The organism is Proteus sp. CD3 (assembly GCF_008808075.1).
Classification (GTDB): Bacteria; Pseudomonadota; Gammaproteobacteria; order Enterobacterales; family Enterobacteriaceae; genus Proteus; species Proteus appendicitidis.
The window spans coordinates 740,308-763,429 of the sequence record NZ_CP019686.1; the positions used below are offsets into that span (position 1 = coordinate 740,308).

Annotated in this window: 20 protein-coding genes; 17 read left to right on the forward strand and 3 right to left on the reverse strand. The window is 39.3% G+C overall.

Going from position 1 to position 23,122, the window contains the following annotated elements:
• Positions 1-302: 302 nt before the first annotated feature.
• The 8 genes from BTA34_RS03265 to nqrM all read left to right on the forward strand — a co-directional run bounded on the left by BTA34_RS03265 (position 303) and on the right by nqrM (position 7,490).
• Positions 303-1,643 (forward strand): Na(+)-translocating NADH-quinone reductase subunit A, encoded by a 1,341-nt coding sequence (locus BTA34_RS03265; protein WP_151434486.1) that lies wholly within the window; start codon positions 303-305, stop codon positions 1,641-1,643.
• Positions 1,644-1,646: 3 nt separating this feature from the next.
• Positions 1,647-2,885 carry an NADH:ubiquinone reductase (Na(+)-transporting) subunit B gene (locus BTA34_RS03270; RefSeq protein ID WP_151434487.1) on the forward strand — a complete coding sequence of 413 codons (1,239 nt, stop codon included), beginning with the start codon at positions 1,647-1,649 and terminating at the stop codon, positions 2,883-2,885.
• Positions 2,878-3,666 (forward strand): Na(+)-translocating NADH-quinone reductase subunit C, encoded by a 789-nt coding sequence (locus BTA34_RS03275; RefSeq protein WP_151434488.1) that lies wholly within the window; start codon positions 2,878-2,880, stop codon positions 3,664-3,666. The genes BTA34_RS03270 and BTA34_RS03275 overlap by 8 nt, the downstream gene beginning before the upstream one ends.
• A complete protein-coding gene (locus BTA34_RS03280) occupies positions 3,659-4,288 on the forward strand; it encodes an NADH:ubiquinone reductase (Na(+)-transporting) subunit D (protein ID WP_151434489.1) in 630 nt (209 codons plus the stop codon). Before BTA34_RS03275 ends, BTA34_RS03280 begins: the two co-directional genes overlap by 8 nt.
• A 5-nt stretch (positions 4,289-4,293) precedes the next feature.
• Positions 4,294-4,890 (forward strand): NADH:ubiquinone reductase (Na(+)-transporting) subunit E, encoded by a 597-nt coding sequence (nqrE, locus tag BTA34_RS03285; RefSeq protein WP_151434490.1) that lies wholly within the window; start codon positions 4,294-4,296, stop codon positions 4,888-4,890.
• 16 nt (positions 4,891-4,906) lie between these two features.
• Positions 4,907-6,133 (forward strand): NADH:ubiquinone reductase (Na(+)-transporting) subunit F, encoded by a 1,227-nt coding sequence (nqrF, locus tag BTA34_RS03290; RefSeq protein WP_151434491.1) that lies wholly within the window; start codon positions 4,907-4,909, stop codon positions 6,131-6,133.
• A gap of 87 nt (positions 6,134-6,220) precedes the next feature.
• Complete coding sequence (locus BTA34_RS03295; protein WP_151434492.1) at positions 6,221-7,243, forward strand: FAD:protein FMN transferase; 1,023 nt, start codon at positions 6,221-6,223, stop codon at positions 7,241-7,243.
• A 19-nt stretch (positions 7,244-7,262) separates the two neighbouring features.
• Positions 7,263-7,490, forward strand: a complete 228-nt coding sequence (gene nqrM / locus BTA34_RS03300; RefSeq protein WP_151434493.1) for a (Na+)-NQR maturation NqrM — start codon at positions 7,263-7,265, stop codon at positions 7,488-7,490.
• A gap of 92 nt (positions 7,491-7,582) precedes the next feature.
• Here nqrM and BTA34_RS03305 read toward each other — a convergent pair whose 3' ends face one another.
• The gene (locus BTA34_RS03305) at positions 7,583-8,455 is read right to left on the reverse strand and encodes a glycerophosphodiester phosphodiesterase family protein (RefSeq protein WP_151434494.1); all 873 of its coding nucleotides are present in this window, start codon (positions 8,453-8,455) and stop codon (positions 7,583-7,585) included.
• Positions 8,456-8,687: 232 nt separating this feature from the next.
• On the opposite strand from BTA34_RS03305, the gene dinB reads away from it, so the two are divergent.
• Positions 8,688-9,743, forward strand: a complete 1,056-nt coding sequence (gene dinB / locus BTA34_RS03310) for a DNA polymerase IV (protein ID WP_151434495.1) — start codon at positions 8,688-8,690, stop codon at positions 9,741-9,743.
• 89 nt (positions 9,744-9,832) lie between these two features.
• Here dinB and BTA34_RS03315 read toward each other — a convergent pair whose 3' ends face one another.
• Both BTA34_RS03315 and pepD read right to left on the reverse strand, forming a co-directional pair.
• Entirely contained in the window at positions 9,833-11,995 is a 2,163-nt protein-coding gene (locus BTA34_RS03315) for a TonB-dependent siderophore receptor (RefSeq protein WP_151434496.1), read from the reverse strand.
• Positions 11,996-12,290: 295 nt separating this feature from the next.
• The gene (gene pepD / locus BTA34_RS03320) at positions 12,291-13,748 is read right to left on the reverse strand and encodes a beta-Ala-His dipeptidase (RefSeq protein ID WP_151434497.1); all 1,458 of its coding nucleotides are present in this window, start codon (positions 13,746-13,748) and stop codon (positions 12,291-12,293) included.
• Between the two features lie 353 nt (positions 13,749-14,101).
• On the opposite strand from pepD, the gene gpt reads away from it, so the two are divergent.
• The 8 genes from gpt to lplT all read left to right on the forward strand — a co-directional run bounded on the left by gpt (position 14,102) and on the right by lplT (position 23,092).
• Positions 14,102-14,563 (forward strand): xanthine phosphoribosyltransferase, encoded by a 462-nt coding sequence (gene gpt / locus BTA34_RS03325; RefSeq protein ID WP_006534780.1) that lies wholly within the window; start codon positions 14,102-14,104, stop codon positions 14,561-14,563.
• Positions 14,564-14,764: 201 nt separating this feature from the next.
• Positions 14,765-16,015: an esterase FrsA gene (gene frsA, locus BTA34_RS03330; protein WP_151434498.1), complete on the forward strand. Its 1,251-nt coding sequence runs from the start codon at positions 14,765-14,767 to the stop codon at positions 16,013-16,015.
• Positions 16,016-16,086: 71 nt separating this feature from the next.
• Entirely contained in the window at positions 16,087-16,488 is a 402-nt protein-coding gene (gene crl, locus BTA34_RS03335) for a sigma factor-binding protein Crl (protein WP_151434499.1), read from the forward strand.
• Between the two features lie 115 nt (positions 16,489-16,603).
• Entirely contained in the window at positions 16,604-17,707 is a 1,104-nt protein-coding gene (gene proB, locus BTA34_RS03340) for a glutamate 5-kinase (RefSeq protein ID WP_109373927.1), read from the forward strand.
• Positions 17,708-17,718: 11 nt separating this feature from the next.
• The gene (locus BTA34_RS03345; protein ID WP_151434500.1) at positions 17,719-18,972 is read left to right on the forward strand and encodes a glutamate-5-semialdehyde dehydrogenase; all 1,254 of its coding nucleotides are present in this window, start codon (positions 17,719-17,721) and stop codon (positions 18,970-18,972) included.
• Positions 18,973-19,117: 145 nt separating this feature from the next.
• Positions 19,118-19,630, forward strand: a complete 513-nt coding sequence (gene aroL / locus BTA34_RS03350; RefSeq protein ID WP_151434501.1) for a shikimate kinase AroL — start codon at positions 19,118-19,120, stop codon at positions 19,628-19,630.
• A gap of 103 nt (positions 19,631-19,733) precedes the next feature.
• On the forward strand, positions 19,734-21,893 hold the full coding sequence (aas, locus tag BTA34_RS03355) for a bifunctional acyl-ACP--phospholipid O-acyltransferase/long-chain-fatty-acid--ACP ligase (protein WP_151434502.1): 2,160 nt from the start codon (positions 19,734-19,736) through the stop codon (positions 21,891-21,893).
• The gene (gene lplT / locus BTA34_RS03360; protein ID WP_151434503.1) at positions 21,893-23,092 is read left to right on the forward strand and encodes a lysophospholipid transporter LplT; all 1,200 of its coding nucleotides are present in this window, start codon (positions 21,893-21,895) and stop codon (positions 23,090-23,092) included. The genes aas and lplT overlap by 1 nt, the downstream gene beginning before the upstream one ends.
• Positions 23,093-23,122 lie beyond the last annotated feature (30 nt).

Sequence of the window (23,122 nt, forward strand, 5' to 3'; positions counted from 1 at the left end):
TTCCGTATGAAATTTAAGCGCTCGTCGAAAAAGATGATATTTTAATTCGGTTTATACGAGTTGTTAACGTTTCAGTCAAAATAATATTCCCATTTGCTTGAGCTAAATCACTCGAATAGTCAGACAGGTTTAGGCTGAGATGATAAAATTCAGTTCGGCAGAATAAGAGAAAATAGTAACAATTATCGGAGATAAATAACTTAGGGTTTAAAAATGCCTTAAGATGTTTTTATTACAGAGTCGCTACATTTTCGGGGTGAATTTGTAGCTTAGGGTTTAACTGATAAACTTGTGCAAATCTTATGATTAAAATTAAAAAAGGACTCGACCTCCCAATTGCAGGAGCGCCTGCCCAAGTGATAGAAGACGGCCCCGCGATTCGACACGTAGCATTGCTAGGTGAAGAATATGTCGGTATGCGTCCTTCTATGATGGTTTCGGAAGGTGAGCATGTAAAAAAAGGGCAAATTCTTTTTGAAGATAAAAAGAATGCCGGTGTTGTTTTCACCAGCCCAGCTTGTGGTAAAGTCGTTGCAATTAACCGCGGCGAACGTCGTGTGTTCCAATCTATCGTTATCGAAATTGATGGCGACGAAGAAATCACCTTTAACCGTTATGATAGCTCAACGCTCTCAGATCTGACCCGTGAACAAGTTGAAACTAACCTCGTTAATTCGGGAATGTGGACTACATTAAGGACTCGCCCTTATAGCCGGACTCCGCATTTAGGTACAACACCTGTCGCCATTTTTGTCTCTGCAATGGATACAAATCCGCTTGCAGCAGATCCTATGGTTATTATTGAGCAAAATGAGAAGGCATTTAATGATGGTCTTGTTGTTTTAACTCGTTTAACCGAAGGCAAAGTCTATGTTTGTCATGGTGAAAAATCACCTACAAAATTAAATGATGGACAAATTAGCTATAACCAATTTGCAGGACCACATCCAGCAGGATTAGTCGGTACACATATCCATTTCTTAGAGCCGGTGAGTGCTAAGAAAATGGTTTGGCATTTAAATTACCAAGATGTCATTGCGATTGGTTATTTGTTTACAACAGGTTCTTTATATACAGAACGTGTTGTTGCATTAGCTGGCCCTCAAGTAAAAGTACCGCGTTTAGTGCGTACTCGTTTAGGGGCTGATCTCTATGAGTTAACTAAAGATCAATTAGTTGATGGTGAAAACCGCATTATTTCTGGCTCTGTATTATGGGGATGGAAATCTGATGAGGCTCATCACTATTTAGGTCGTTTCCATAACCAAGTTTCTGTATTACGAGAAGGTCGTGATAAAGAGTTATTTGGTTGGGGTATGCCGGGTAGCGATAAATTTTCTATCACTCGTACAACTATCGGTCACTTCTTAAAAAATAAACGCTTTGCATTTACAACCACAATGAATGGTGGCGAACGTTCAATGGTACCAATTGGTAACTATGAGCGTGTAATGCCGTTAGACATTATGGCAACGCATTTATTACGTGATTTAGTTGTAGGTGATACTGACAGTTCTCAAGCATTAGGTTGTTTGGAATTGGATGAAGAAGATTTGGGATTATGTACTTATGTTTGCCCAAGCAAATATGAGTATGGCCCAGCACTGCGCCAAGTCTTGACCAAAATTGAGCAGGAAGGGTAACTCATGGGTTTGAAAAATTTGTTTGAAAAAGTAGAGCACCATTTTGAGCCTGGAGGCAAATTAGCAAAATGGTACGTACTTTATGAAGCAGTGACCACGGTATTTTATACGCCAGGTACTGTCACGCGTAATGGTGGGCATGTTCGTGACACTATTGACCTAAAACGCATGATGATCTTAGTTTGGTTGGCTGTTTTCCCAGCAATGTTTTGGGGAATGTATAATGTCGGTCATCAAGCAATCCCTGCGCTGAATCAGTTATATAGCGGAGCAGAATTACAGCAAATCATTGCTTCAGATTGGCACTATCGCCTTGCTGAATTCCTTGGCGCATCATTAACAACAGATGCTGGATGGGCAAGTAAGATGCTACTTGGTGCAACTTACTTTTTACCTATTTATCTTGTTGTTTTTGCGGTGGGTGGATTTTGGGAAGTTCTTTTTGCCTTTATTCGTGGCCATGAAATTAACGAAGGTTTCTTTGTTACATCAATCTTATTTGCCTTGATCGTACCGCCAACATTACCACTTTGGCAGGCTGCATTAGGTATTACGTTTGGTGTTGTTATCGCGAAAGAAATCTTTGGTGGTACAGGGCGTAACTTCTTAAACCCGGCATTAGCAGGTCGTGCATTCCTGTTCTTTGCTTATCCAGCTCAAATTTCAGGTGATCTGGTTTGGACTGCGGCTGATGGCTTCTCTGGTGCGACACCATTATCACAATGGTCTGTATCGGGTCAAAGTGCGCTATTAAATACCGTCACTCAACAACCTATCTCTTGGATGGATGCTTTCCTTGGATATATCCCAGGATCGATAGGTGAAGTTTCAACACTGATGATTTTAATCGGTGGGGCTGTCATTCTTTTTGCTCGCATTGCTTCATGGCGTATTGTTGCTGGGGTAATGGTGGGCATGATTGCAATGTCATACCTGTTTAATTTTATTGGTTCAGATACTAATCCTCTCTTCTCAATGCCTTGGCACTGGCACTTAGTATTAGGTGGTTTTGCTTTCGGTATGATGTTTATGGCAACAGATCCAGTATCCGCATCGTTTACCGATAAAGGTAAATGGGCTTACGGTATTTTGATTGGCGTAATGGCTGTGCTTATTCGTGTCGTCAATCCGGCTTACCCAGAAGGTATGATGCTGGCAATCTTATTCGCAAACTTATTTGCACCACTGTTTGATTACGTGGTTGTTCAGGCGAATATTAAGCGGAGACAAGCTCGTGGCTAAAGAGAAAAACAAAGATAGCGTCGCAAGAACGTTCCTCGTTGTATTTATTCTATGTCTTGTGTGTTCCGTGGTAGTAGCAGGAGCAGCCGTTGGACTGAAGTCTAAACAAGAAGAGCAAAAACTTCTTGATAAACAACGTAATATTCTTGATGTTGCGGGTCTGCTCGTACCTAAAATGAGTGCGGCAGATGTACTGAAAGTGTATGACACTCGCATTAAAGCCAAAATTGTTAATTTCCAGACAGGTGAACTGACTGATAGTAAAGGCAATTTTGATTTAAACGCTACATTACGTAGTGATGATACTTCCATTGCATTATCCCCAGAAGAAGATCTTGCAAAAATTCGCCGACGTTCAAATACCGCAGAAGTATATTTTGTTCTTGATGAACAAGGCAAAACGACTGAAGTCGTTCTACCTGTTTATGGTTCTGGCTTATGGTCTGTGATGTATGCATTTATTGCGGTTGATATTGATGGTGTGACTTCTAAAGGTATTACCTATTATGCTCATGGTGAAACACCGGGCTTAGGTGGTGAAGTTGATAACCCACAATGGAAAGCACAATGGAAAGGTAAGCGCTTAATTAATGAAGAAGGCGTACCTGCTATTAAGATTGTGCGTAGTGGCGCAGCAGCTGGCAACCCTTATGGTATTGATGGGCTTTCTGGTGCGACGCTGACCTCAAATGGTATCCAGCATATGTTCGACTTCTGGTTAGGCGAAAAAGGTTTCGGCCCATTCCTGAAAAAAGTGCGTGAAGGAGAGATCAATGGCTGATACAAAAGAAATTAAACGAGTTTTACTTGGGCCATTGTTAGATAACAACCCGATTGCCTTACAGGTATTAGGTGTGTGTTCTGCATTGGCGGTAACAACAAAACTTGAAACCGCATTGGTGATGACAATTGCGGTAACTCTGGTTACTGCATTCTCAAGCTTCTTTATTTCACTCATTCGTAATTACATACCAAGTAGCGTTCGTATTATTGTTCAAATGGCGATTATTGCTTCATTAGTTATCGTTGTTGACCAAATACTGCAAGCTTATGCGTATGAAATTTCTAAGCAACTTTCTGTTTTCGTTGGTCTTATTATTACTAACTGTATTGTAATGGGGCGTGCTGAAGCTTATGCGATGAAAGCACCTCCTATTGAAAGCTTTATGGATGGTATTGGTAACGGCTTAGGATATGGCGTTATCTTGATCCTTGTTGGTTTTTTACGTGAACTTTTTGGTTCTGGTAAATTATTCGGCATTACAGTGATGGAGTCTATCCAAAATGGTGGTTGGTATCAGCCAAACGGTTTATTCCTGTTAGCACCAAGTGCGTTCTTTATTATTGGTTTGCTAATTTGGGGATTACGTACATTAAAACCTGCACAGGTTGAAGAGGACTAATCGCCATGGAACATTATATAAGCCTGTTTGTTCGTGCTGTTTTTATTGAGAATATGGCGCTCGCATTCTTCTTAGGGATGTGTACATTCCTCGCCGTTTCTAAAAACGTAAAAACAGCGTTTGGATTAGGTATCGCTGTTACCGTTGTTCTAGGTCTTTCTGTACCGTTGAATAACTTGGTTTACAACTATGTGTTACGTGATAATGCATTAATGGAAGGTGTTGATTTAAGTTTCTTAAACTTTATCACTTTCATTGGTGTGATTGCGGCACTGGTACAAATCCTAGAAATGATTTTAGACCGCTATTTCCCTTCGCTGTATAACGCACTAGGGATCTTCTTGCCACTTATTACCGTTAACTGCGCCATTTTCGGTGGTGTGTCATTTATGGCACAACGTGACTATAACTTTAGTGAATCGATTGTTTATGGTTTCGGCTCTGGGATTGGTTGGATGTTAGCCATCGTATTACTGGCTTCTATCCGTGAGAAAATGAAGTACGCGGATGTACCGGCAGGTATGAAAGGGTTAGGCGTTACTTTTGTCACCACAGGGTTGATGGCATTAGGTTTCATGTCCTTCTCTGGTGTTCAGCTATAAAGGGTGAGAAGAACTCATGGATATAATTATTCTAGGTGTCGTGATGTTTACCCTGATTGTATTGGTATTAACAGCGTTGATTTTGTTTGCAAAATCAAAACTGGTCAATACAGGGGATATTTCAGTTGAGGTCAATGGAGACCCAGAAAAAAGTTTTGATGCACCAGCAGGTGATAAATTACTTAACGTATTATCAAACGAAGGTATTTTTATTTCTTCAGCTTGTGGTGGCGGTGGCTCTTGTGGTCAGTGCCGCGTTAAAGTGCTGGAAGGTGGCGGTGATATTTTACCGACAGAACTTTCACATATTAACAAACGTGAAGCTAAAGAAGGTTGTCGTTTAGCGTGTCAGGTAAACGTAAAAAACAACCTGAAATTAGAATTACCAGAAGAAATCTTTGGTGTTAAAAAGTGGGAATGTGAAGTTATCTCAAATGATAATAAAGCCACTTTTATTAAAGAATTAGTGTTAAAAATTCCTGAAGGTGAGGTTGTACCTTTCCGTGCTGGTGGGTTTATTCAAATTGAATGTCCTCCTCATACGGTACGTTATGAAGATTTTGATGTACCAGAAGAGTATCGTGAAGATTGGGATAAATTTAATTTGTTCCGTTATGTTTCTGAGGTTAAAGAAACTACTGTACGTGCTTATTCAATGGCGAACTACCCTGAAGAGCATGGCATCATCATGTTAAACGTGCGTATTGCAACACCTCCGCCACGTAATCCTGATGTGCCACCAGGAATTATGTCATCGTATATTTGGTCATTAAAACCGGGTGATAAGGTGACAATTTCAGGGCCATTTGGTGAATTCTTTGCTAAGAAAACCGATGCTGAGATGATCTTTATTGGTGGTGGTGCGGGTATGGCGCCAATGCGTTCACATATCTTCGACCAATTAAAGCGCTTACATTCTAAACGTAAAATCAGCTTCTGGTATGGTGCGCGTTCTGTTCGTGAAATGTTCTACACAGAAGATTTCGATATGCTTGCAAAAGAAAACGAAAACTTCACATGGAATGTTGCGCTTTCAGATGCACTGCCTGAAGATAATTGGACTGGCTATACTGGATTTATTCACAATGTGTTGTTTGAGAATTACCTCAAAAATCACCCAGCACCAGAAGATTGTGAATTCTATATGTGTGGACCGCCAGTGATGAACGCAGCAGTGATTAAAATGCTCAAAGATTTAGGCGTTGAAGATGAAAACATTATGCTGGATGACTTTGGGGGTTGATCCTAAATCCTAACTTCCAATAAAGCATAAATGAATGAAATGACAAGCGCCCACTTATGTGGGCGCTCATGATCAGAAGAGAGAGTTATGTTAAAAAGAAAGATGATCAATTGGGTAGTGATGCTGTCTGCATTAGTTCTATTATCTGCATGTGGTGAAAAGCAACAGGTATTAGAAGGTGAAACCATGGGAACTTATTACTCGATTAAATATGTTCCTGACAGTAATTCACCTCCACAAAACGTCTTACAAACAGAGATTGATCGTATTCTTGAAGAAGTTAACGATCAAATGTCAACATATCGTCCTCATTCTGAACTTAGCCGTTTCAATCAAAGCCGTGAAATTAATACTCCATTCCCTGTTTCACCCGCGACAGCTAAAGTAGTCAGTGAAGCTATCCGTATTAATAAAATAACTGATGGTGCTTTAGATGTGACTGTTGGACCGTTAGTTAATTTATGGGGATTTGGCCCAGAAGGTCGATTTACGCATCAGCCTTCTGAAGATGAATTAGAAAAACGTAAACAATGGATTGGAATTGATTACCTTGCTGTTGAAGGTAATTCATTAATTAAGAAGATCCCTGAACTTTATGTCGATCTCTCTTCAATAGCTAAAGGCTATGGTGTTGATGCTGTGGCTGAATATTTAATTTCACAGAATATTACTAACTATATGGTTGATATTGGTGGTGAAGTGAGAACCCAAGGCATGAATGGTAATGACAAGCTTTGGCGTATAGCGATTGAAAAACCGGCGAGTGATGGCACAAAACAGAGTGTTCAGCTAATTATTGAACCGGGTGATAACTCAATAGCCACTTCTGGTGATTATCGTAACTATTTTGAAGAAAATGGGGTTCGTTTTTCTCATACTATTGATCCAACCACAGGTCATCCTATTAAACATAACCTTGTTTCTATTACTGTGATTGTGCCAACTTGCATGAGTGCAGATGGTCTTTCGACAGGATTGAACGTTTTAGGACCTGAAAAAGGGTTAGCAGTAGCAAACGAGCTAAATATTCCTGTCTTTATGATAGTGAAAACTGAAAATGGGTTTGAAGAGCGTTATAGTAAAGCATTCGTCCCATTCTTGAAAAAGTAGAATTTAAGGAGAGAAGGTTATGTTAAAAATATTTCTATTTGCCTTCATCTTATTCTTGATTGCCTTTTTTGGTATGGCGTTAGGCTATATTGTAAAACGTAAAAGCCTTCAAGGTAGCTGCGGCGGTTTAGGCGCTATGGGCATAGAAAAAGAGTGTGATTGCCCTGAACCTTGTGATGCACGTAAAAAACGTATGGCAAAAGATGTCGCAAGAGAAGAATTACTTAATAAAAATAGAATTCTTTAAGTAAGAGATAAAAGTAAAAAAAGAGTGGTGTATCTGTTTACATCACTCTTTTTTATTTGTTTCTAAAAAAACGAAGCTAAAAGCGAAGGCGCTTACTCTTTTCTAAATGTTTTCATCTTTGCGGGTGAATCGACCATAACTGCATCAGCACCTAATTCTGTGGCTTGAATATAATCTTTCTCTGTATTGATCCCAAAAAGAACAATATGAGCATTGCCACCAGCACGAAAACAAGACATGGCATCTTTATCCCAACTCAGAACCGATGCTGAGCGTGCTTCACCTAATGTGTATTTCTCAACAACTTCTACTTTACGGTGAAGCTCCAGCCCATACCAACGAGTAATATCTAAATTTTCAGGTAGTAGGCAAACATGGCTCATTGTGATGTTGGCTAAAATATCACGAGTAATATCACGACTTTCAAAACGTTGTACATCAGTTGGTAAGGCGTCAAGAAATGCGGTATTTGTAGAATAAACGCGGGTTCTATCCAGTGCATTATGATTACGAAGTACGGTAGTTAATGCTTCACCTTGGATTGCTGGATCAGCATCAGGTGATTTTAAATCAAGATAAAACTGTGTTGTGGGGAATTGAGTTAAGATTTCATCCAATGTTGGAATGGTGACACCTTTATTTCGATAAGGAAATTGTTGTGCTTCACCAAATTTATAGCCCGCATCCCATTGTTTAAGCTGCTGTGCAGTAAAGTCAGATACACTACCTTGCCCATTCGTTAAGCTTTTTAAATCGCTAGGGCGATAAAGGACAGGAATATTATCTTTCGATAATTGAATAGTGATCCAAATTGCATCAGCTTGATTAGCAAGGGCTGTTTTTATAGCAATTTCAGTATTTTCAGGGGCATCAGCGGTGCCACCTCGATGTGCGATAATTTTAGGAGATGCCATAAGAATTACAGAATAAAAAAAGAGAGAAATAGCGATGAATAATTTGATCATGAAAAACATTTCCTTGTTTTATATGTAGTTACAAAACAATATTTAAAATTAATGTAATTAATCAGAGAGCAAAAACAATCTATCACCACTTTGTGACAATTCTATAAATAAACAGACTAATTCAGATTTTTATGAGAAATACACCTCAATAGAGGGAGATGAGAAGGAATAAAAATTGTAGTTAATACTTATTTACTGTATATTTAAACAGTAAATAAGGTGAGGTGATTGTATGCGTAAAATTATTCATGTTGATATGGATTGTTTTTATGCTGCGATTGAAATGCGAGATAATCCAGCACTAAAAGAGATCCCAATTGCGGTAGGAGGCAATGCTTCTAGCCGAGGTGTTATCTGCACCGCGAATTATCCTGCCCGTCGTTTTGGTGTCCGTAGTGCTATGTCAACGGCAACGGCGTTGAAGTTATGCCCTCACTTAAAAGTTTTACCCGGCAGAATGTCCCTCTATAAAGAGACATCAGCAAAGATCCGCCAAATTTTTTCTCGCTATACTCACCTTATTGAGCCTCTTTCACTCGATGAAGCTTATCTTGATGTATCTGATAGTCAGCATTGTCATGGCTCAGCAACCTTAATCGCTCAAGAAATTCGCCAACAAATTTTTGATGAATTAAATCTCACGGCATCCGCAGGGATTGCACCGATTAAATTTCTTGCAAAAATTGCTTCTGATATCAACAAACCAAATGGGCAATTTGTTATTACACCTGAGCAAGTCGATGATTTTATTTTAAAATTACCGCTTAATAAAATACCAGGGGTAGGTAAGGTGACATTTGCTCGCTTACAAGAAATGGGTTTAGAAACATGTGCAGATATTCGCCGTACTGATGTTATTTCTTTAGTAAAAGTGCTTGGGAAATTTGGTCAAAATTTATGGGAACGCAGTCATGGCATTGATGAGCGTGACATTAATCCTGACAGACTTAGAAAATCAGTCGGAGTTGAGCGTACTTTTGCCTCAGATATTAATTCTTGGGATGATTGCTTGTCATTACTTGACGGGTTATATAGCGAATTAGAAAGGCGACTGACAAAAGTGAAGCCTGATTTAAGGATAGCAAGGCAAGGCGTTAAACTAAAATTTGATGATTTTCAATTAACGACACAAGAGCATACTCATCCTATTTTAGAAAAAGCCGATTTAATAAATATTGCCTACCAAGCATGGCATGAACGCAGAAATGGTCGAGGTGTACGACTAATTGGATTTCATGTCACCTTACAAGATCCACAAATAGAGCGACAACTTCTTTTAGCACTGTAAGAATTAAAAAACCATAGCCGATCAACAGACAGGCTATGGTTAACGCAGTTAATTTATGCAGATAATCTATACGGTTAATTTATATGGTATTACCAGCGATAATTCATTGTTGCTGTCATTGTTCTGCCAATCCCATAAAAGCATGCACTATCACCAGCACAAGATGCAACATAGTGTTTATTTGCAATATTATTCATATTAAGTTGAATTTCAGCACCTTTTAAAGAAGGTGATAGTTCACCTAATGAATAACCAATCATCGCATCGTAAAGAGTCACAGCCGGTACACTAATTGTATTTTTAGTATCACCTTGAGATACACCCACATATCTCACACCAACGCCAGCTTTAGCCCCATTAAATAACCCAGATGTTTCATCATATTGACCCCAAAGTGATGCCATATGCTTAGGAACGCGAGGAAGCTCTTTTCCTTGTGTTCCCTCAATAATGGTTTTTCTTACTTCAGTATCGGTATAAGCATAACTGCTGATAAATGAAATATTTTCAGTTAATTGGCTATTAATTTGCGCTTCAACACCACGACTTCTAATTTCACCCACAGGTTCGAAATATGCTTTTTCAGCATTGTAGTTGGTTACATTGCGTTGTTGTAATTGATAAACAGAGAGTGTTGCCAATGTTTGTTCATTTGGTGTGAGGTATTTGATCCCCGCTTCTAATTGACGACCTTCACTCGGATCAAATGGTGCTGTGCCTGGTGCGCGACGAGTTTGTAAATTAGGCTCAAAAGAGGTGCTATAGCTAATATAAGGTGAAATACCATTATCAAAAGCATATAGAAGCCCTGCGCGACCCGTTAACTTATGATCATCTTGTTGATCATAGCTTTTAGCTAAGAAATCATGAGTCCGAACTTGAGCCCAATCTTGGCGTAAGCCTGCAAGTAAGATCCAATTTTTCCATTGGATCTGATCTTGTAGATACAACCCGACTTGATCACGTTTTTGTAACTGATCGGTTGCGGGTTTTTGTAAGCTCATATCAATTGGGTAGTGATAATTAGGATCACGCCAATCAAGATCGTACTCAGGACCCATTGCACGGAGTAAGTTATCTTGATCTTTACTCCACTGATAATCAATACCAGCAATCACAGTATGATTCAGTTTTGCAGTAGTAAAGTCGGCTTGTAAACGAGTGTCTATTCCTAAAGTATCTGTTTCTCGTTGCTCTTGTTGCGCTCTGCGTTCAAGAACATAAGGGTTATCTTTTCTTAAAGATCCAAATACAAGGTATTTATATTTTTGATTAATATGGCTATATCGAGCATTTTGTACAATTTTTAGTGAGTCATTAAACTCGTGTTCGAATTCATAACCTATACCATATTGTTGACGCCATGATTTATGGTAATCGGGATTATTGACATCAAAATCAAAGGGAATTGTACCAGCGGGAGTGCTTTTAACCGTACCATAGGCAGGTAAAAAATTACGATATCCCGCTTCAGGCTCTTGCTGAATAAAGCTTAATAGCGTTAAGCGAGTTTGTTCATTAGGTAAGAACGTAATCGCAGGAGCAAGTGCAAAACGCTCTTCTTTATAGTTTTTTATTTGTGTGTGTTGGGTTTTTGCAATACCGTTTAGACGATAAAGTACACGATTATCATCACTTAATGCCCCTGAAAAATCAAAAGCGGTTTCTGCTAATTTATCGTTGCCTGCACGTACTTGAATATGACGAATAGGGGATGCAGTGGGTCTTTTACTTGTCATTGCGACAATGCCACCTGGGTTTACTTGACCATAAAGAACAGATGCAGGTCCTCTAACAACTTCAACGCGTTCTAATAGCCATGGATCAATTGCACCCGTTGATGATGATGCTCCCATTCCGTAGCTTAGGCCGTCAAGAAAACGTGGTGCATAGCTGTAACCACGAATAAAAACTTCATCATTACGATTAGAACTTCCACGATATTCTGTGAAAACGCCGGGTGTATAACGTAACGCCTGAGAAACTGAACTGACATCTTGAACATCCATTTGATCACGGGTGATCACACTAATGGATTGCGGTGTTTTTTCAATTTCAGTCGGTGTTTTATTTGTTGATAATGTTTTTGTTGCGACAAAACCGGAAATCGGTGCTTGAGGATCTTGTGATGGAGATGCGGTAACAATTATCTTTTCAGGTACATTTTTATTGACTGCCGCGTGAATTTGAACAGAGAGTAAACTTAACGGTAAAGCGAGAAAGACACTAGCAACGCAGTTTTTATTAGACACAGTAGAACCCTTTAGTTTTTTATTATTTAACTTTAAATGCGGAAGCCATGAAAATATCACTCCGAAAACATTAATGCTAATGATAATGATTAGCATTCTATATATTTAATTTATTAAGATTTGTTTTCTTATTCCGTAATGAAATAAGTAATTATGAAATTGGCTATATAAGGAATAAATTATGATCTTTAAGGTAAATAAGGTGTGATTGGGTGGGATAAATTATTTTTTGTGATGGTTTAGAAACAAAAAACCCGCCAATTAAGCGGGTTTCATTATTAACGCTAAAGCGAGATTATTTAGCAGGGATTGCTTTTAAAATCGCAGTTAATAATTGCCAGTATTGACCGACGCTCTTAATGTGAACGCGTTCGTCTGGTGAGTGAGCGCCACGGATTGTTGGTCCAATAGAAACCATATCCATATCTGGGTAAGGTTTTTTGAACAGACCACACTCAAGACCTGCGTGGATAACCATGATGTTTGGCACTTTATCAAACAGTTGTTGGTAAGTGTCACGAACTAAATGCATAACAGGAGAGTCTGCATCTGGTTTCCAACCAGGATAACCGCCTTTGGTTTCGATATCTGCTTTAGCGAGTTTTGCTAATGCTGTTAGCATGCTAACAACATAGGTTTTACCACTATCAATCAGAGAACGAATTAAGCACAGGATCTCTACTTTATCGTCAACAATGCTAACAACACCGACGTTTAATGAAGTTTCAACAACACCTTCAACGTCATCACTCATACGAATAACACCATTTGGCATTGCATTGAGTAGGTTGATTAAGCGTTCTTGGCAATCTGTTGTGAAAACTTTTTTATCTGTTGTTGTATCAGTTAATTCAACTTTCAGATTTTTTTCAGCAATAGCTAATTCAGTTTTTAACAGAGCTTCAAATTTCGCTTTTACAGTATCTAGTTGGTTTGCTTTATCCGCTGGAATTGCAAAAACAATGTTTGCTTCACGAGGGATCGCATTACGCAGTGTACCACCGTGGAAATCAATTAATTTCAGTGATAATTCTTCGGCATGATCTGCTAAGAAACGCGCTAATAATTTATTTGCGTTACCTAAACCTAAATGGATATCACCACCAGAGTGACCTCCATTTAATCCTTTTAGAACCAGTTGTTTAACAACGTGCCCTGCTGGGATTGCATCGTAAGAAAGGCTTACTGTGGTTTTAACATCAATACCACCCGCACAGCCCATGTAGATTTCACCTTCTTCTTCTGAATCTGTGTTGATCAGAATATCAGCTTGTAACCAACCCGGTTGTAAACCAAAAGCACCGTCCATACCTGTTTCTTCAGTCATGGTTAACAGCACTTCTAATGGTCCGTGTTTAACAGTATCGTCAGCTAAAACAGCCAACGCAGATGCCATACCAACACCATTATCTGCACCTAATGTGGTGCCTTTCGCTTTGATCCATTCGCCATCAATGTAAGGTTGAATTGGATCTTTAGTGAAGTCGTGAACGGTATCGTTGTTTTTTTGTGGCACCATATCTAAGTGTGCTTGTAAAACAACCGTTTTACGATCTTCCATGCCTTTGGTTGCTGGTTTACGAATTAAAATATTGCCAACGGCATCGCGCTCTGCAAAAAGTCCTTTTTCACTTGCCCAAGAAAGAATGTGGGTAGCTAAGGCTTCTTCATGATGTGATGGATGTGGAATCGAACAAATTTTTGCAAAAATATCCCATAGTGGTTGTGGGGATAGAGTAGATAGTTCAGACACGATGGATCTCCTCTAACAGCATCTGTGTTATTGATAGCCTACCGCTTTTTTAAGGGTTAGCTTTATTATTCTGAGCGTTATACGCCAATATAGTTGAGAATATCACTTTCTTCTGATGAATGCGTCATTCTATTCACATCTCTATCTAAGAAATTAGATCTCCATTTTGTATTCATTTTTTATATGGTTCATTTTTTAATCATAAATAGGTATTACAGAAAAAAATAAGGCTAATCTCATCTGTTTTCACGTTTTCTCTGGTTTTTAGGCGCTCAAATCACTATAATCTCGCGCAACCTTTTTTTCCGCAAAAAAGCTTCTCTCGAAATTTAAGTAGCTAGGATCACAATATTATGAGCGAAAAATATGTTGTAACGTGGGATATGTTGCAAATACATGCCCGTCAATTGGCGCAACGTTTATTACCAGTCGAACAGTGGACAGGCATTATTGCTGTCAGCCGTGGGGGATTAGTCCCTGCTGCATTACTTGCTCGTGAATTAGGTATCCGTCATGTGGATACAGTCTGTATTTCTAGCTATGACCACGATCATCAGCGTGACCTCAAAATCTTAAAAAAAGCAGAAGGTGATGGTGAAGGCTTTATCGTTGTTGATGATTTAGTCGATACTGGTGGTACTGCTAAAGTTATCCGTGAGATGTATCCAAAAGCGCATTTTGTTACTATTTTTGCAAAACCAGAAGGGCGTCCTTTAGTGGATGATTTTGTGGTTGATATTCCGCAAAATACATGGATTGAACAGCCTTGGGATATGGGTGTTGCCTTTATTCCACCAGTTTGCGATCAAAAATAAGTTGATAGCATTCACTTTGCTGTTTTAATTGAGATCCTCGCTTAGGCGGGGATTTTTGTTTTTAAGCTTTTTTCTCTTCTTCTTTATGATGTCTTCGTGCGATTGCTTGTCGTGATACACATTGTTCCAGTCGATTTCATGCTATGATAAAGCCAGACTTTTTAGCCCCTTTATACGATATCCACTGATTTGAAGAGTGATATGGCAAACAATACGAATCTTTCTGAAGCTTTATTTAAGCCACGAGCAAAACACGCTGAAACCTCAACGCTAATTCAGTACACCCATCCAAAATCAAATATTAATACCTATACCGTGCTTAATGGTACCAGCCAGCAAAATTGGTATCGGACTATTCAACGTTTACTTTGGATTTGGCGTGGAATTTCTCCTATTGAAATAGAAGAGGTGTTAAGTCGAATTGCTGTGCAGGATGCTCCTCGTAGTGACGATAAATTTATTGATACCGTTGTAGGGTATCGTAAAGGAGGTTGGTCATTTGAGTGGTCACATCAAGCTATGATCTGGCAACAAAAAGCATTACGTGAAGAGTCTGGTGATGCCGCCGCTGATTGTTGGTTACAAGCCGCACATCTTTATAGTATTGCTGCATATCCTTTTATTAATGGTGATTTTTTAGCGGATCAAGCCGTTATTTTGTCGATGAAAGCTTTTGAGAATGCGACGAAATTCTCTTCTTTTGAAGTTAAAAAACTGACATTTAAATTAGAGGGAAAAGGGACGACAACAGGGTTTCTACATTTACCCAAAGATTGCAGAGGTCCTTATCCTACCGTGTTATTTTGTGGCGGATTAGATGGCTTACAAAGCGATTATGTCAGTTTCTTTCGTAACTATCTTTCCCCTAAAGGTATTGCAATGCTAACACTGGATATGCCCGCAATTGGTTATTCAGTAAAACAAAAACTAACGGAAGATACATGCCAATTACAAGGTGAAGTTCTAAAACAACTTTCTGAAGTACCTTGGATTGACCATACTCGTATTGGTGTAATGGGTTTTCGCTTTGGCGGTAATATTGCCGTACGTTTAGCTTATATCTACCCAAAATTGATTAAAGGCGTTGTTGCCTTAGGTCCGTTGATCCACACTTTCTTTACCCAAGCTGAATTGCAGAAAAAAATTCCGGTGATGTATCTTGATGTGTTAGCAAGTCGCTTAGGATTATGGAATATTGATGAGAATAACCTTCGATTATTATTGAGCAGTTATTCCCTGAAAAACCAAGGCTTGATTGGGCGACGTATGCCTGTTCCTATGATGGGGGTTTATTGGAAAGGTGATGAAATAAGCCCTAAAGAGGACTCGCAATTAATTGCACGCTCCTCCATGGATGGTGACATTCTTGCTATTAATGACAAGCCGCTTTACGAAGGTTTAGAGCTAGCGTTACAAAAAAGTGCAGATTGGATCTATGATAAATTAATATAATTAATTTTGAACAATAACTTGCTAATTATATTAGATTATATAACAGTAGGGTTTCTAAGGAGACTGAATTTATGACTTCATCTTTGAACCCTACCCGAGGTAAGTTATTAAAGCGTTTTGCTCAAATCGGTCCATATATCCGAGAGCAACAATGCCAAGAGAGCCAGTTCTTTTTTGACTGCTTAGCAGTTTGTGTAAATAAAAAAGTCGCGCCGGAAAAACGAGAGTTTTGGGGCTGGTGGATGGAATTAGAACGCAATAATGAGCAGCTCATTTATCATTATCAAATTGGGCTATTCGATAAAAATGGTGATTGGCTTCATCAGAACATAAGTAAGAATGATGTTGTTGAGTCAATCAATGAAACACTTATTCGTTTTCATGAATTTCTTCAACTTGCAGTGAGTGAATTAGATATGAAACTCATTCCAGATGAAAAAATGAACAAATTTCCTCTTCCCATTCAGCCCTAATTTTGTGTTAGGGCAACTTTTCATAGATTTTGCGTTATGCCAGTTGGCATAACGCTTCTCTCCTGATAAAACTGTGTATCATCTTTTTAAATAATCAACAAGAATGGTAAATGTTATGAGTAGCAGCCAAACGCTGGTTGTTAAATTAGGGACAAGTGTACTTACTGGTGGTTCACGACGTCTGGATCAGTCTCATATTGTGGAGCTGGTTCGCCAATGTGCCAAACAACATGAAAAAGGGCATCGGATTATCATTGTCACTTCAGGTGCAATTGCCGCAGGGCGTGAATATTTGAATTATCCTGATTTGCCCGCAACTATTGCTTCTAAACAGTTGCTTGCTGCTGTGGGGCAAAGCGCTTTAATTCAAGTATGGAAACAGTTATTTGCCATTTATGGTATTCATATTGGTCAAATGCTATTAACGCGTGCCGATATTGAAGATAGAGAACGTTTCCTAAATGCGCGTGATACATTACATGCACTGTTAGATAACCATATTATCCCCGTTATCAATGAAAATGATGCTGTTGCTACCGCGGAAATTAAAGTGGGTGATAACGATAATTTATCAGCATTAGCGGCTATTTTAGGCGGTGCAGATAAACTGTTATTACTGACGGATATTGAAGGGCTTTATACGGCTGATCCTCGCAGTAACCCAGATGCTAAATTGATCCCAGAAGTTTTTGATATCAATGATGAGTTACGCCAAATGGCAGGTGATAGCGTATCAGGTTTAGGTACGGGTGGTATGGCAACAAAACTGCAAGCAGCAACCGTTGCAGGTCGTGCGGGTATTGATGTTGTTATCGCCGCAGGCGTACAACCTGAAGTTATCGCAAAAGTTATCAATAATGAACCTGTTGGAACGTTATTCCATGGCTTACAAAGCCCATTAGAAGCGCGTAAGCGGTGGATCTTTGGTGCGCCAATCGCTGGTGTGATTGTGGTTGATGAAGGGGCTGAAAACGCAATTAAAGAAAAAGGTAGCTCCCTTTTACCAAAAGGTATCAAAGAAATTAAAGGCGATTTCTCGCGTGGATGTGTTATCCGTATTCAAAGTTTACAAGGTAAAGATCTTGCTCATGGTGTTGCACACTATAACAGTGATGCACTGCGTCTAATCGCAGGACACCATTCACAAGAAATTAGTCAAATTTTAGGTTACGAGTATGGCAGTGTTGCTGTGCATCGTGATGATATGATTGTTAGCTAAGGAGCCTTCTGATGTTAGAACAAATGGGTAAATCGGCAAGAGAGGCATCTTGGCATTTAGCTCAACTATCAACAGAGCAAAAAAATCAGGCATTATTAGTGATGGCTGATTTATTAGAACAACAAGAAGCGTCAATTCTTGCAGCAAATGAAAAAGATATGCAAGCCGCTCGCGAAGCTAACATCAATGCCGCTATGCTTGATCGTTTATTACTTAATTCTGCACGTTTAAAAGCAATTGCAGATGATGTACGACAAGTGTGCCGTTTAGAAGATCCTGTGGGTCAAGTTATTGATGGGCGTATGCTAGATAGTGGTTTACGTTTAGAGCGTCGTCGTGTGCCGTTGGGTGTTGTGGGTGTTATTTATGAAGCTCGTCCTAATGTCACAATTGATGTCGCTTCTTTATGTTTGAAAACGGGTAATGCTGCTATTCTTCGTGGTGGAAAAGAGACCCATCATACTAACCAAGCGGTTGTTGCTGTTATTCAACAAGCATTAGAAAAATGTGGTATTCCTGCTGGCGCTATTCAGGCGATTGATAAGCCTGATCGTGAATTAGTCGCTAAAATGCTAAAAATGGATGAGTATATTGATATGCTTATTCCACGAGGTGGCGCAGGATTACATAAACTTTGCCGTGAACAATCAACTATTCCCGTTATTACTGGTGGCATCGGTGTTTGTCATACTTTTGTGGATGAAAGTGCGGATTTAGAAAAAGCATTAACGGTTATCGTAAATGCGAAAGTACAACGTCCAAGCGCGTGTAACTCTTTAGAAACGCTCTTAGTGCACGAAAATATTGCAGATCTATTTTTACCACAGCTAAGTGATGCTATGGCGGCTCAAAAGGTGACTTTGCATTCAAGTGAGAAGGCATTGGCAGGGCTGAAAAAAGGCGGAGCGATTGTTGTTGATGTGAAAGATGCAGATTATTGCGATGAATGGTTATCACTTGATTTAAACGTAGAAGTAGTGAGTGGGTTAACTGAGGCTATTAGCCATATTCGCCGTTATGGTACTGCGCACTCTGATGCTATTTTAACGCAATCTATCGCTAATGCTGATCGCTTTGTTCGCCAAGTTGATTCTGCTGCTGTGTATGTTAATGCAAGTACACGTTTTACTGATGGTGGACAATTCGGTTTAGGTGCCGAGGTTGCTGTTAGTACACAGAAATTACATGCCAGAGGGCCAATGGGATTAGATGCCCTAACGACCTATAAATGGATTGGTTACGGTGATAATACAATTCGTAGCTAAGTGTTAAGATAATTAAATAAGCCATACTTTTCTAAAGTGTGGCTTTATTTTTTTGTTACATCAGGTATGATATTTCATACTTTACAGTATGTAAATTTTTAATTACACCCCTAAAAGGGAACACACTATGGAGATAGTGCATTTTATGGATAGTACAATTTACCTTATCGGACCTAGAGGTGCAGGAAAAACAACAGTAGGTAAAGCACTTTCCCTCACTTTAAATTATAGATTTATTGATACGGATGATTGGATAACCCAAAAATATCAACAAACTATATCTTCGATGGTTCAAGAGAAAGGTTGGGATTTTTTTCGTCAAACTGAATCAGACGCATTAGTCCAAGTTAGCCAGCCTAACCAAGTTATCTCAACAGGTGGTGGGATGATTTTAGCAGATCAAAATCGTGCTTATATGAAATCTTCAGGTGTTATTATTTATTTACAGGCATCTCTTGAAACTTTAGTTGAGCGTTTATCCCAAGATCCAAATGACGCACAAAGACCGAGTTTGACAGGTAAAACGTTAGTTTCAGAAATGAATGACGTTTTGACTAAACGTGAACCTTTATATTTGCAATGTGCTGATATCATTGTTGATGCGGGATTACCGATAAATGAAATTACTGAGGCAATCCTCGCAAAACTCACGAAATAATTAAGCAATCGTCTGATATAAAGGATAAAACAGGGAACATCTATTTTATTTTCGTCACATCCTATTTATAGTAAGGCTAATTATAGCAAAATGAGATATGGATATGATGTTGATAGCGTTTTTTAAAACACTATTTAAATTCTTATTTAGAATAAGAATTGAAGGACTTGTTAATCAGTTTTCACAATATGAAAAATGTATAATTACGCCAAATCACACTTCTTTTATTGACGGTATATTATTACGTTTATTCCTACCTATTAATCCTGTATTTGCTGTTTATACCTCTGTTGCTTCTGCAAAAACGACAAAATGGTTAGGTCGTTATGCCGATATCGTACCTTTAGATCCCGCTAACCCAATGGCAGTGCGCCAGTTAGTTAAAGAAGTGGATAAGGGGCGTCCGGTTGTGATTTTCCCAGAAGGAAGGATCACAGTAACAAATGGTTTGATGAAAATTTATGAGGGTGCTGCTTTTATTGCCGCAAAATCAGGTGCTAAAGTTGTTCCTGTTAGAATTGAAGGCGCTGAATTCAGCTATTTTTCGCGAGTACGTAAAAGCTTACGCGTAAAGTCTCAATTCTTTCCTAAAATCACTATCAAAGTGCTTCCTGCTGTTGATTTACCGATGCCAAAAGCTGAAAAATCTTCTGAGCGTCGCCGATTAGCAGGTGAAGCCATGCGTGACATCATGATGGAAGCCATCATGCAAACACGTCTTAATATCACGCTGTATGAAGCATTTTTACAGGCAATGTCTCAATATGGTCGATTTAGTCCGCTAATTTCTGATATCAACCTAAAAGAAGATTCCTATCAAGGTTTACTGAAAAAAACGTTAGGGATCAGTCGATTGATTGAGCGCTACACTGAACCGAAAGAGCGTATAGGTTTACTGCTTCCAAATACAACAGTAACTGCGGCTGCACTATTAGGTGCAACGATGCGTCAACGTGTTGTGGCAATGCTTAACTACACGGCAGGGAGTTTAGGTGTACAAAATGCGATGAAAGCCGCATCAATCAAAACTATCTTTACATCACGCCAGTTTTTAGAAAAAGGGAATTTATTACATATTCCTGAGCAAACCCCAGAAGCTAATTGGATTTATCTTGAGGATCTAAAAGATACTGTCACCAGTGAAGATAAACGCTGGATCTTCAAGCATCTTATTACGCCTAAAAAAGCGATGTTACCGCAAGATGCACATGATGCAGCCGTTATTCTATTTACATCAGGCTCTGAAGGAACGCCTAAAGGTGTTGTTCACAGCCATTCAAGTTTATTGGCTAACGTTGAGCAAATTCGCGCTATTGCTGATTTTTCACCGAAAGACAAATTTATGTCAGCATTGCCATTATTCCATGCCTTTGGTTTAACAGCTTGCTTGCTAACGCCAATTTGTTTGGGGGCGCGCGTTTTTCTTTATCCAAGCCCATTACACTATCGAGTCGTACCTGAATTAGTCTATGACCAAAACTGTACAGTGTTATTTGGTACATCAACCTTTTTAGGAAACTACGGAAAATTTGCCCATCCTTATGATTTTGCCAGAGTGAGATATGTGGTTGCTGGGGCTGAAAAGCTCTCTGAATCAACTCGTGTTTTATGGCAAGAGAAATTCGGTATTCGTATTTTAGAAGGTTATGGCGTAACAGAATGCGCACCTGTTGTGTCAATCAATGTGCCTATGAGTGCCAAAACGCATACAGTAGGGCGTTTATTACCCGGTATGGAAGGGCGTTTAATTCCAATGAAGGGTATTACCGAAGGCGGTAGACTACAACTTCGTGGTCCTAACGTAATGATGGGATACTTACGAGTAGAATCACCTGAAAAACTGGAAATTCCTGTTGCAACCAATGCTGAAGGTATTGACGAAGAAGGTTGGTACGACACTGGTGATATTGTTGCTATTGATAGCGAAGGTTTTTGTACTATTAAAGGGCGCGTAAAACGTTTTGCAAAAATTGCGGGTGAAATGGTTTCTCTTGAAGGTGTTGAGCAACTTGCACGTAAAGCATCTAAAGGTGAGCACGCAGTTGTGACAATAAGTGATAAACGTAGAGGCGAATCATTAGTTCTGTTCACAACCGATAAGCAATTAGATCGTAGCACGCTGTCAGCATTAGCAAAATCGGAAGGTGTTGCTGAAATTGCTGTACCAAAGGATATTCGTTTTATCAAAGAAATTCCTGTTTTAGGAAGTGGGAAAACGGATTTTGTCTCATTAAAAAAACTTGCTGAACAGGAAAATAACTAATGTCAGAGAATATTAGCCAGCCTCCTTTAATGAGTAGAGGAATGAAAGCGGTATTGATATCGCAATTTCTTTCTGCTTTTGCTGACAATGCATTATTGTTTGCGATCCTTGCTCAGTTTAAATCGGCACTTTATCCAGAGTGGAGCCAACCTGTTTTACAAATGGTCTTTGTGCTGGCTTTTATTCTTTTAGCGCCTTTTGTCGGGCAGTTTGCTGATCGTAACCCTAAGGGTAGGGTTATGCTCAGTGGTAACCTTTTAAAATTTGTAGGCGCATTTCTTATCTGTGTCGGCTCTGATCCTTTCCTTGGTTATGCCTTAGTGGGAATTGGTGCTGCTGTTTATTCTCCTGCTAAATATGGCATTTTAGGCGAACTCACCGATGGCGAACGCTTAGTAAAAGCTAATGGTTTAATGGAAGCATCAACGATTGCTGCTATTTTATTAGGTTCAGTGATTGGTGGTTTGCTCTCAGATTGGAGCATTGTGCTTGCATTAGGTGTTTGCGCTGCAATGTATGCTTTAGCGGTATTTGTTAACTTTAGTATACCCAAATTATCAGCGGCTCAAATCGGGCGAGGTTGGAACATTAAAAAAATGTTCACACAGTTTCTTGAGGCAACGCGTACCTTATGGGCTGATAAAGAAAGCCGCTTTTCTTTAGTGGGAACCAGCATGTTTTGGGGCGCAGGGGTTACATTGCGTTTTTTACTTGTTCAGTGGGTACCTATTGCTTTAGGTATGACTGATAATACGACACCGACTATATTAAATGCGATGGTTGCCATTGGTATTGTGGTCGGTGCGGGGCTTGCTGCTAAATTTGTAACACTGAAAACAGTACGCCGCTGTATGCCTGCCGGTATTTTAATTGGTCTTGGTGTTATTTACTTCTCATTGCAAACCTCAATTATTCCATCTTATCTAATTCTTATCATTATCGGTATTTTTGGCGGTTTCTTTGTCGTGCCATTGAATGCGCTATTACAAGACAAAGGAAAGCACAGTGTTGGTGCCGGTAATGCTATTGCTGTACAAAACTTAGGTGAAAATACGGCAATGCTATTAATGCTTGGATTGTTCTCACTGGTGACAAGCATTGGTGTCTCTGTCGTTGCTATCGGAATTGGGTTTGGTGCTATTTTTGCCCTCGCAATTGGTGGCCTATGGTTATGGGATTGCACTAGAAAGAAATCTTAAACAGTGAGATTTAGAATAGAGGTTAGATGA